7 protein-coding genes are annotated in these 11934 nt (G+C 57.0%); 2 read left to right on the top strand and 5 right to left on the bottom strand.

What is annotated here, in order from left to right; genetic code table 11:
• Nucleotides 1-118: 118 nt before the first annotated feature.
• From ACOYW0_RS02020 to ACOYW0_RS02000, 5 genes are all read right to left on the bottom strand, one after another.
• Entirely contained in the window at nucleotides 119-757 is a 639-nt protein-coding gene (locus tag ACOYW0_RS02020) for a flavin reductase family protein (protein ID WP_482416920.1), read from the bottom strand.
• 412 nt (nucleotides 758-1169) lie between these two features.
• Nucleotides 1170-2789, bottom strand: coding sequence for an ABC-F family ATP-binding cassette domain-containing protein (locus ACOYW0_RS02015; RefSeq protein WP_482416919.1), 1620 nt, complete (start codon nucleotides 2787-2789; stop codon nucleotides 1170-1172).
• A 477-nt stretch (nucleotides 2790-3266) separates the two neighbouring features.
• Nucleotides 3267-4646, bottom strand: a complete 1380-nt coding sequence (mgtE, locus tag ACOYW0_RS02010) for a magnesium transporter (protein ID WP_482416918.1) — start codon at nucleotides 4644-4646, stop codon at nucleotides 3267-3269.
• A 397-nt stretch (nucleotides 4647-5043) separates the two neighbouring features.
• Nucleotides 5044-6168, bottom strand: a complete 1125-nt coding sequence (locus tag ACOYW0_RS02005) for a DUF6765 family protein (RefSeq protein WP_482416917.1) — start codon at nucleotides 6166-6168, stop codon at nucleotides 5044-5046.
• 286 nt (nucleotides 6169-6454) lie between these two features.
• Nucleotides 6455-7003 (bottom strand): outer membrane beta-barrel protein, encoded by a 549-nt coding sequence (locus ACOYW0_RS02000; RefSeq protein ID WP_482416916.1) that lies wholly within the window; start codon nucleotides 7001-7003, stop codon nucleotides 6455-6457.
• Between the two features lie 671 nt (nucleotides 7004-7674).
• Here ACOYW0_RS02000 and ACOYW0_RS01995 point away from each other — a divergent pair.
• Entirely contained in the window at nucleotides 7675-9876 is a 2202-nt protein-coding gene (locus ACOYW0_RS01995) for an autotransporter outer membrane beta-barrel domain-containing protein (RefSeq protein ID WP_482416915.1), read from the top strand.
• 130 nt (nucleotides 9877-10006) lie between these two features.
• On the top strand, nucleotides 10007-11872 hold the full coding sequence (locus tag ACOYW0_RS01990; protein ID WP_482416914.1) for an SUMF1/EgtB/PvdO family nonheme iron enzyme: 1866 nt from the start codon (nucleotides 10007-10009) through the stop codon (nucleotides 11870-11872).
• Nucleotides 11873-11934 lie beyond the last annotated feature (62 nt).

Below are 11934 nucleotides of genomic sequence, written 5' to 3'. Positions count from 1 at the left end.
AGGGTTAAGCAATCTTTCTTCCTTGCGTTACAAAGCCTCCATGGCTATTTTTCCCTTAGCCCTTAGCCCTTAGCCCTTAGCCCTTAGCCCTTAGCCCTTAGCCCTTAGCCCTTAGCCCTTAGCCCTTAGCCCTTAGCCCTTTAGCCTTCCCCCTTTTTTTCGCCCCTTGCAGGGGCGACCCCATCTTTTTCTTCTTTTTTTCCACGGAAAACCCGAACTTCCCGAGTTTTTTTCCCAGGCCCCTGTACTGACCGTGGGCGTAGCAGATGGGCTTGGCCCAGTCCAGGTGAAAGGCCCCGGTCTCTTCGTCCAGGTAGCGGGTATCGGCCATGACGTTGACCACTTCGCTGACGAACATGTCGTGGGTCCCCAACGGCACGATCTCTTTGACCCGGCATTCGATGTGCAAGGGCGCCTCGCTGATGATGGGAGCATTCACCTTTTCGGCTTTGCCGGGGGTGAGGTGCATCGCTTCGAACTTGTTGAATTTCTTTCCCGAACGGACCCCACACCAGTCCGTGGCCTTGGCCAGCTCTTCGGTGGTGAGGTTGATGACGTACTCGCCGGTGCGTTTCAGGATCTCGTAGGAGTGGCGGTTGGGCCGGACGGAGATGTAGCACATGGGCGGGTCCGAGCAGATGGTCCCGGTCCAGGCGACGGTGATGATGTTGTACTCTGCTTCGGTCTCGCCGCAGCTGACCATGACGGCGGGAAGGGGGTAGATCATGGTGCCGGGTTTCCAGCTTACTTTGGCCATTGTTATTACCTCTGTATGGATTGCGGGTGTCGGGAGAGATAGACCGGGGAGCCCTTAAAAAAAACTCCGGCGGCGAGGTGAGCCACCTACTAAAGCGCAAAGGCTTTCGAATTGTTAAGTCGTCTTATGCGCTATTTATTCCGGGCAAAGTCAAGCGGATTTCAAGCACCTTCGGTTTTAACAGAATTAAGGTGGAACAACCTTGGGCCCGTAGGGTGCGCTTGCGCACCATTTGGCCGCAAAACCAACGAAATTGGGGGTTCCATCATGGTGCGCAAGCGCACCCTACCATTATTTTACTCGGGCGCAGCCCGTCAGCGAATGTGATCGACCTGAGGAACGAAGGTCGGGAGCATTCGCAAACCTGGGGTGCAGGGGCTGTAGCCCCTGCCCGCCGGAGACATTTTTTTTCCTACCTGTCGGACTTACTCAGATAATAGTCGTAGTCGCCTTCGTAGGGGATCATCTCCCCGTGGTCGATGGCAAATACGCGGCTGACCAGGGCGCGCAGGAAGTGGCGGTCGTGGCTCACGAGGACCACGGTGCCCGTAAACGTTTTGAGCGCTTCCAGGAGGATCTCCCGGGACTGGATATCCAGGTGGTTGGTGGGTTCGTCCAGAATCAGCAGGTTCAGCGGTCGCGCCAGCAGGGTGGCCAGGACTACCCGGCTCTTTTCACCGCCGGAGAGCATGTCGATGCGTTTGTGCACGTCGTCTCCGGAGAAGAGAAAGGCGGCGCAGAGGTTGCGGATCACCCCGATGCCTGCGGTGGGCAGGGCATCCTGCACGGTGTCGAAGACGCTCTTCTGCGGGTCGAGGACGTCCATGGCGTGCTGGCTGAAGTAGCCGGTGTGTACGTTGGCGCCGATGGTGAGGTCGCCTGCCGAGGCCTCGGTCTGGCCTGCCATTACCTTTAAAAAGGTGGATTTTCCGGCGCCGTTGACACCCACCACGGCGATCTTGTCCCCTCTGCGCACCATGCCCGAGACCCCGCCGAAGACCGACTGCTCGGAGCCGTCCTCCTTGGGCCAGGACTTGGCCAGGTTGTCGATGGCCACCACGTCGTCGCCGGAGCGCGGGGGCTCGGCAAACTCGAAGGTCATGGTGCGCTGCTCCGGGGGCAGCTCGATGCGCTCGATTTTTTCCAGCTTCTTGATACGGGACTGCACCTGGGCGGCGTGGGAGACGCGGGCGGCAAACCGGGCGATGAACTCCTCTTCCTTGGCCAGCATCTCCTGCTGGCGGCGGTAGCTTGCCATGAGCTGCTCGCGCCTGATCTCCCGCTCCTTTAAGTAGAAGTCGTAGTTGCCCCCGTAGGTGGTGAGGGTGCGATTGGCCACCTCCACGGTGCGGCTTACCACGCGGTTCATGAACTCCTGATCGTGGCAGGTCATGAGCAGGGCCCCCTTGAACTCAGTGACCAGCCAGTTTTCCAGCCAGACAATGGACTCCACGTCCAGGTGGTTGGTGGGCTCGTCCAGCAGCAGCACGTCCGGGTTGATGAGAAGGATTCCCGCCAGGGCGATGCGCATCTTCCAGCCGCCGCTGAAGGCCTCCACGCTCCGGTCATGGTCCGCAGGACCGATGCCGAGGCCTGTGAGGATGGCGCGGGCCCGGGGTTCCAGGTCGTAGCCCCCTCGGTTTTCGAACTCTTCCACGGCATTGCCGTAGCGCTCCAGGAGGGCGGCCATCTCGTCGTCGCCCATGGGAACGGCCATGGCCTCTTCCATCTCGCTGATGGACGCGGCCAGCTCGCCGATGTTTCCTGCTGCAGCAAGGACCTCTTCCAACGCCGTGCGGCCTGCCATCTCGCCGGTGGTCTGGGAAAAGTAGCCGATGGTGGTCTTTTTCCCGATGGAGATCTCGCCTCCGTCGGGCTCCTCTTCCCCTGTGATCAGGCGGAAAATGGTGGATTTGCCTGCCCCGTTGGGGCCCACCAGGCCCGTACGGGAGCCGGAGAGGATCTGGAGGCTCGCCTTGTCAAAGAGGATCTGGTTGCCGTGCTGCCGGGTGATGTTGGTTAAGTGGATCATGGAAAGGGTCCGTGGTTCAGTGTATCAGAAAGCCGGGGCAAAGGGCAGGCACGCCGCCGATCATCCCGGGATGATGCGTCATTTTTCAAGGATGCGGAGCGTACCATGAAGCGCCGCAATGGGCAAGGCAAGCCAGGTGACAGGAAAAAAAGGGAATCGGCCATAGGAAATAGGGAATGTGCGTTGTAACTATTCAGCCCATGCCTCCGGCGGCCCTGCCGGGGGCTAAACTTTTAAAAAGTTTAGCAAACAGGTTTTAAAAAATCTTTTTGCGTGAATTTTTACTTTAAAGGCGGATGTGATTTGACCCGAGGAACGAGGGGCAAAACACATCTGCTATCTGCTTTCAAGGTGGCACACCTTGCCGCCGGAGGCTGTTTTTTTTGAGCTGAATAGTTACTGTGCGTTTTTTATAACCCATGACCTGTTTTTCCCATCACCAGCTTTTCCTATGTCCTGTTTTCCCTCTCGCCAGCCTTATACCCCCAAAAGCACCCGCGCACAGGTGAAATAGATAAAGAGCCCGGTGATATCCACCACTGTGGTCAACGCCGGGCTGGCCACAACGGCCGGGTCCAGCTTTAGCCCGGCTGCGCCCATGGGCAGGAGGGCGCCCACCAGGGTGGAAGTGAGCACCTGAACGGAGAGGGCCAGGACAATGGCGCCCCCTACCTGGGGCAGGGTAAAGCCTCCGGGGATGGGGCTGCCGCCGGAGAGGAGCTGGATCTTGATCCAGGCCACACCGGCCAGGACGGCCGCCAGCATCAGGGCGATTTTGAACTCCTTGCCCAGGACCTTGAGGATGTCTTTTGCCGAAATTTCTCCCAACGCCAGGGCCCGAATCACCACGGTGGCGGACTGGCTGCCCGTGTTGCCGCCGGTGTCGGCCAGCATGGGCATATAGAGGGCCAGGATCATGAGGTGGCTCAAGGTGGCCTCGAAGTGATGGAGGATTCCTCCTGAGACCAGGCCCGCTGCGGCCAGGCCCACCACCCAGAGGACGCGGTTCCTGAAATGAGTAAGGGCCGGGGTGCGCAGGTAGGAGGCCGCGTCGTGGCTCCCCTGGATGGCCATGAACTTTTCCAGGTCTTCGGTGTGTTCCTGGGTGATGATGTCGATGGCGTCGTCGTGGGTGATGATGCCCACCAGGGCGTCGCCGCCGTTGATCACCGGCAGGGCGATGAGCCCGTACTTCTGGATCTGGCGCGCGGCAAACTCCTGGTCGTCCGTGGCCCGCACCGAGATCACCCCTTCGTTCATGATCTCCTTCACTTGCTCATGGGCCGGGGCCAGGATCAGGTCCTTCAGCGAGGCAAATCCGATGAGCCTGCGCTCTTCATCCACCACATAGGCATAGTAGATGGTCTCCTTGTCCGGGGCTTCCCTTCGGAGTTTGTCGATGGCGTCGGCTGCCGTCAGGTCCGGGGAGAGGGTGGCGTAGTCCGAGGTCATGGCCGAGCCTGCGCTGCCTTCGTGGTAGGAGGAGAGCTTTCGGATGTCTTCCCGCTCGGCAACCGCCAGGGCGGAGAGGATTCGGAGTCGTCTGTTTTCGGGAATGCGGCTGAGAAGGTCCACCCGGTCGTCAGGAGACATTTCGGTTACCAGGCAGGCCAGCTCGTGGCGGCTCAGGGTTTCGGCAACGTCCGCCTGAAACCAGTCGTCCATTTCCGAGAAGATCTCGGCGGCAAGGGACAGCTCTCCCGCACAAAGGACCTGCCAGGCTTCTGCGGGGGTGAGGGCGGAGAGAAAGTCGGCGATGACGCGCGGGTGTCCGCTCTCCAGAAAGAGGCCCAGGGCCTCACGGTTATCGGATTCAAGGTAATCTCGCAGCTCAGGGACGAGGAGCGGGTTTTTCATGGTGGACCTCCCTGATGGGTTCCGCGCCGCGCGCGTCACCTTAGGGAAAGGGCCACCCGGATGTTACGCGGAGGGCGTGACGGGGCGTGCCTTTGGAGAGGGGTCGCAGAGCGGTCGGAGTCGTGGTGATGTCTTTTCAGGAGCGGGCTGACTGCCGCCTTCCGAATCGTTCATTTCCTGTTCCTGTGAAGTGATCTGTTGCTCTGTCGTGCAGAGTGTGCATGGTCACGTGGTGATGGCCTGCCGTAGGGCAAACCGCCCGTGCCCGGTAAAAAGAATGCATGAGGAAAGGGGAAAGGCCCCTGCCGGATGCACCCCACCGGGCAAAAACGGTGGCGACCATAGCACCATGTACTGGTTTCTGCAACCCAAACCTTTGTTTTTCGGAGGGGCCTTTTTATCTGGGGATGGTCACCCCTTCTCTTTCCGCAAGCCTGAAAAAATGGTCCTTGTACCAGTGCACCGCTTTATAAAAACGGTACCAGTTGCCCTCGGCAAAATCCGGGGCGGGGATGGCACCTTCCACCTTCCGTTTGTCGTAGGCTTTTACCGAGAAATTGGAAAAGGACGCCTTGAGCCAGTGGAACCGGTCGTAGCTGAGCATGGGGTCCGATGCGTCCAGAAGGTTGAGCCGGACCATGGTCTTCTGCCAGTTTTTGATCCGTTTTTTGTCGGTGTGCACGCCAAGGAGGGTGTCGAACAGGGGCGTGAGGTCCGTGAGGCCGACCCCGGGGTCTTTGTATTCGGGGTGCTTTTCAAGGTAGTCCGTAAGGTGCCCGTGGATCTTCATGAAGGCCCTCTCGAAGCGGTCGGGGTTGATCGCTTTGGATTGTTTGAACTGGGAGGAAAAATTGTCGCTGTAGTCGTAGTGGTAGGTCCAGGTGAGGTGGGGCTCGTCCGGGCAGCTCAAGGCCCTGCCGTGGCCGTAGGCCGGGGCCATGGCGTGGAGGGCCCGGTCAAAGGTGTCCCCGAGTTTGCTCTTCTGGAGCTGCATCACCCATTTTTTAAAGACGTGCCTCGGCACAAGGGGCATTTTGGTGGTGGCCGAGAGGTTTTCGATGCTGTTGACCTTGCTCAGGAGTCCGGAGAACCCCTGATGTGAGAAGGTGTCGGCGTAGGCGTGAAGGACCATGCCCAACTTTACAAGGTCGTTTTCTTCTTTGGCTTTTTCCAGGATGGGCCTGATGATGGGGGAGTTTTCCTTGCACCTCAGCTTACGGGTAAAGCTTTTCCCATCGCATCCCGGCACAAAGTGAAAGGCGCAGGTGTTGCCCGTCATGGAATCGTAGTTGTAGGTGGCAAGCCGGGCGTAAGAGTGGCAGGTGGCCATGTTGAAAAAGGCCGGTTTGCCGTCGATGGTCTCCGGCTCCACATCCGTCGGTTTCTTGGCCAGGACCATGTGGTTGATCTTGGCATCGTCGACGTATTGGGAGGCATAGGCGATGGTTCCCGCGGCCTCTTTGGTGAAGCCGCAGGCCCTGCAGAAGGCCAGGATGCCGTAGTAGTGGGCGTCAATTTTCATGGGTCCTCCGATGGGAAGAAGTTAATGATGTGACCGTTATCATATCAATGTTCCTTTTGTGTCAATCTTGTTTTTCGCGTTCTGGGTGTTGCTTCGCTTGCCAAAGGATACGGCATGGGAGGAGGGGGCGGGGATCAAGGGGTTCACTGAATTCAGAAGAGGGCTGAGGGTGGCAAACGTGTTGTGAAAAACAAGGGGCGCCAGGTGAAAAGGAGGTTTACGCATTTCAGGCACCTGCACCCCTTGGGGCGGGGTGGTTTTTAAAATATCCGTTTGACGCCGACGGTCATGGGCATGAAGTCGTTGTCGTTGATATCCCCACAGGTGAGGTAGTAAGAGATTTCGCCGAAGAGGAGTACCTTTTCCGAGACGTAGGCATCCACGCCACCCCCACACGGAACACGGCCCCCCAATCCGATTCTGAATCATGGGTATCCAGAAAATCCACACTGGCTGTGAGGTCGGCAAACCCGGCCCCAGCCAGGCAGTAGGGCTGTACCTTCCCTTTGCTTGGGTACCACTTTGCGTTGGCGGTGACGGCATAGCCGTCCAGCTCGAAGGCTTCGATACCGGCAACGCTTCCGTCAAATCCGTCGATGTAGAGGTAGTCGATTTCCGCTTCAAGGGAATCACTTATCCGGTATCCCAGCTTGGCATTGAACCCCAGGCTCTCATCGAACTCAATACCGTTTGATCCGGTATCGATGTTTTCATGCAGTTTGGATCCCCCGATTCCGACGGACCACGTTGATGTGGTTTCTGCCATGGCACGACAGGGGGAGAGTACAAAGATGACACAGAACGGCAGCAGAAAGTTTTTGAAACATTTCTTCATGGGTAACCTTTTTTTGGTGATTGATTGCATGTCAGCGGTCACATGGTTGAAGCCCATGTGATGTGACTTGCTATATTATTAAAAAAAAATCCAGTAAATTTTAACTTCATAAAAAAATAGGTGATAGCAAATATGATGAGGCATAGCAACGTTTCTTTTTATGCTTTAAGTAATGTTTGCCTGGGTACGCTGTTCGTTAATGAAACGCCAAAATTTCGCCAAAATTTGGTTAAAATTTAAATTTTTACGGCGTAAGGTTATTGATAATCAGGTGCTTATAAATGCGTCTATAATATTTATCAAAAAATCGGGGTAGTATTTGGTTGACTTGAAAAGTTCTTTTTGAAATACAACGTCAGGTTTTGACTTGATTTAATTCGTTGTAATGAACTTTTTACGAAGAGGGGGCCGTTTGTCGAATCGGTTTGCGTTGTGTCTTGTCGCCGCGTTGCTGCTCTGTTTTTTTTGCACCCCGGGAAGCGCCTCGGAGCCATATGCAGGAAGTGGTTCGTCGCTTCCCGGGCTGTGGTCCGGTTTTGCGCCGTCGGGCTCTGAATTGGCGGCTATGCGCGAGGCGTATTTCGGCCGTGTTTTTGTTCACGATGAGGACATTGCCGTTGATAAAAAGGGCGTTCCGCTTTTCGGTGCGGGGACCAGCGAAGGGGTTGTGTATGCTTCCGGCATCTGTGTGGGGGGATGAGCTTCTTGTTGAGAACAACGCGTCGGTCACCCTGAGGGCGCGATATCCCGCAATAGAGGACGTGGGGCGGGTGGATTCGGTGGCCAAGGCGTTTGGCATGAGTTTGTTGAACGGAGGCATCGCCCTGAATAACGGCGTCATTGACGCCGGGGCCTCCGGCGAGTCGGTGCGGCTGTCAACGGATGGAAGGTATCCCGACGTGGGGGCCAATCTGGTGGCGCTTTCCTGCGGGATCTGGGCAACCCGATCCGGTCAGCTCGCTTTTTCAAGCCCGTCGGTGCCTATGGAGGGAGAGGCCTCGGATTGTCTGGCATTGAACCGCGGAGGCATATCGGTTGCCTCTGCATTGGGAGGTCACGCCGCAGGCCCGGACGCCACTTACAGGACCCGGGCCCGTGCCTACGGGGTGTTCTGTGATGCAGGCGGCGTCGGCGTGAACACCGGGCGAATTTCAGCCGTGGCTGCCGGCGGCATCCGTCTTCGCTCCAACACCTCACCCATGGAGACAGAGGTTGTCTCCTGCGGTATCTACGGTGAGGCCGGGGCTGTGGTGTTTAACTCCGGCAGCGTTGTTGCCTCTGTATTCGGGGAGCGCCTTGAAGACCCAGGGGCTTTGGGAACCCCGTCTGCGTCGGGGACGGTGCGGAGTCAGGCCATGGGGCTCTTTGGCAACACCGGGGCCACGGTTGTCAACACCGGAGAGGTCTTGGTAACGGCCCAGGGCGGTGACGCCGGAGACAACCCGGAGGCCCTGGCTTGCGGACTCATGGGCAGCACCGGCAGCCGGATTGTCAACACCGGCTCGATTTTCGTCTCCTCTCAATCCCGCGGAAAGGCACGGGCCTATGGGATTGTGTCCACAGGAGATGCGGAGCTCTATTCCACCGGAATGGTGGATGCCCGTGCCACCTCCGACTCAGACGATGCCCAGGCTTATGAAGTCTACGCCGCAGACGGCAGGCTGGCGGTCAAGGAGTACGAAGTCCGCTTTTCCGGGGATACGTCGGCGCTCAATGGTGTCTGGGGACATTCCGCCACCGGTTCCTTTGATTTCTCGGAAGCTGCCCTTCATGTCCGTATCGACGAGAACACCCTTTTTGAAACCCCGTATCAAATCGATGGGGCTGTTTCAGGGGAAGCCCACAGGTTTGCCCATGTGGAAGGGTTGTTCACCGAAGACATTGCCGTGGTGGGCCTCAACGGAAACGAATCCATCCTGTTTCGTTACGCCCCTGCGTTTAATCCCTCCCTCAAAGCCTTTCGATACACAACGAACACGATGAACCGCGGCATTGCCCTGGCAGAAGACGCCATGATGGCCGCTGCCGTGGGGCAGTGCTCACAATGGGCTGGGAACGGGGAACGAGCCCGGGGGCGAACCCTTTTCGTGACGCCCTTTGCCGGTAAAGGCCATGGGGACGGGTATGACGCTCAGGACGGCGGGGTTTCCGGTGGCGGCACCCGCGAGTGGGGACGGGACACTCTGGCAGGGGTTCATTTTGTTCTCAATCGCGGCTCCCTGGATTTTGATCCGGCAAGATACCAGGACAGGGAGACCCGCATGACCCATGCCGCCATCGGGGCCCAGGGGCTTCGCCGGATCACGGAAGACGCCTTTCTTCGTTTCTCCTCCACCTTCTTTTATTCCACCCATGATTATGAGGACAAAGACCCTCGGAACCTTGAGGAAGCCGATTACAACACTCAGGGGATCATCACGCGCCTTTCCGGGGCTTACGTGTTTCGACCTGTCCCGGGCAGCTCCCTGATTCCTGAAATCGGCCTTCGCCATGAATGGGCCCACCAGGAGTCCTTTGCAACGGATCACATGGGGTGGATGGGGACACGCTACGGGAGCGTCGATGAGCAGGAGCTCTATGGGGAAGTGGCCATTGACTGGAGAGGGGGGGGGAAAACGGGAACACTCGCCATTCGACCCCGGCTTCGTCTTTTTGCAGACCAGGTCCTTACCGGAGGGAAGGCCACCGGGACCATGGAGCTGGCAGATCAGCGGGCCACCCTTTCAGATCGCCGGGACGCCCCTGGCTTTGGGGCGCTGTTCAGCGCTGAGGTGATCCGGGGCGATGCATCTCTTGCCCTCGGTTATTCAGGTCGCATTGACGAGGAGATGACCCGGCACAGCGGATGGGTGAATTGTCAGGTGGCGTTCTGAGGGGCTCTCTCAGCAAGGATGCCATGGGGCGATCCTGTTTTTTTAGCCTGCTGGGCAGGTGCTAAGCGGATGGTTACAGGTGCTGTTTATGCATCGCTGCCTGCAGCGTTTGGAATTGAAGGGGTAGAAAATGAAGGACATGAGGGTAGCAGAGCACGTGGCAATACGTCCATGGCGGTTGATACTGGTGTTGGGGGTTCTATTGATTGCAGGGTGCGGTGGTGGCGGCGGTGGGGCCGCTCCCGGTACGGAGCCGGGCAGTGGGGGGGCGGAGCTCGAGCAGCCCCAGGCGGTCTCGGTGGCCGCAAGGGAGTCGGCTGTCAGCCTCTCCTGGAAAGCCGTTCCCGGCGCGAGGCAGTATACGGTCTACTGGTCGGAGACCTCGGATACATTTGGTGGGGTGAAAAGTTCGAAAGGCGCTGCATGGACAGCGATCAGAGGCATCAAAGGGACGTCCTGGGTCCATGAAAATACCTGTTTTTGCAAACAGCTGTATTATGTGGTTGTGGCGGAAGACGGTACACAGACCAGTAACCCCTCAGAGGTTATTTCCACTGCGGCCGGTGCCGGTGCATTGGATTTCCCAAGGCATTTGAGGGCTGCTTCTCAGGGTGACGGCATTGTGGTCAGCTGGGAACCGGTGCCCTGTGCCCGGAGCTATACCGTGTATTGGTCCGATGACCCGGGCCGTGCGGAAGATGAGTGGCAAATGGAGTCGGATATTGCGGTGGCAGAATGGCTTCACAAGGGCTTGGAGTACGGTAAGGCCTACTATTACGATATTGCTGCGACCGGTGACGATAAAATCGTTTATTCCTATGAAGCTGACAGGGTACATGCCACGGCCGAAGCAGGCACTCTTCAAACACCGCAGCACCTTTTTGCCAGGCCGGTGGATGATGCTGTGGAACTCTCCTGGGATGACGTACCCGGAGCGGAGTCTTACACCATTTACTGGTCCAAACATCAGTCGGCTGGAGTTGACGGGGAACACATTGAGGAGACAACAAAAAGTGCTTTGAAAGTGGTTGAGGGCCTTGAAAAAAATACCACTTACTATTTTGTTGTTGTCGCCTCCGGAGGGATCTACGAGAGTGAGCCAAGCGATACCGTTCCCGTTTTTTTTCTGGGGAAGCCGATAAAAACGAAAACGGTCACGGTTACCATCTCTTCGGGTGAGGGGGCTGCCGATGTTGCTTTTGAATTCGCCGAACTTCCGAAAGGTTCTTACTGGATGGGGTCATCCGTCTCTGAGTCGGGGCGTAATGAAAATGAAGACCTTCATGAGGTGACATTAACCAAAGATTTTTATTTGATGACCACCGAGGTGACTCAGGGACAATGGACAGCTGTTGTTGGAGAGAATCCCTCCTTGTGTCAGACGTCAAATAACACACCTCCCCAAGATTTAGGCTTTATGATTGTCCCAGGCATTACCTACCCCGCTGACTCAACAGAATATCCTGTGGAAAATGTCTATTTGGTAGGGCCATCCACCGGTGAAGAAAAATTCGTACCGGGAATTAAGGCGTTTATTGATAAGCTAAATGCAGCAAGCACGAAGTACACATTCAGACTTCCAACCGAGGCCGAATGGGAATACGCAGCACGAGCTGGTACAAGGACTCCTCATTCCATAGGTGATGGCTATGAGATTAAAGACGATGAGGCTCGCTTTATAAATAGTATCGAGGGGTGGCCGGGGACCTGTAAGGCGAAATCATTCAGTCAGAACCCATGGGGGTTGTATAACATGCATGGCAACGTGAGTGAGTGGGTGGCGGATGCTTGGCGTGAAAAACTCGGGAATAATCCACAGGTGGATCCGCTCCATACGACGTATCTCAGCGGTGATGCAGACTATCATTGCATTCGGGGGGGCGGTTATTCCGATATAAGAAAAGAGATGCGTTCGGCCTATCGGCGTGAAATTGACAGGAAGGGGAGAAATGGGAGGACTGGATTCCGTCTTGCTGCTGATGTAAAGGATGAGTAGACGAAAAATGGGGCGCTTGCCTACAGTCTTGATAAAAAGAAGAATATTTCATCAAATGAGTA

This window comes from Desulfoluna sp. HI9BLuna, assembly GCF_056829775.1.
This window is presented reverse-complemented; position numbering and strand designations above follow the sequence as displayed.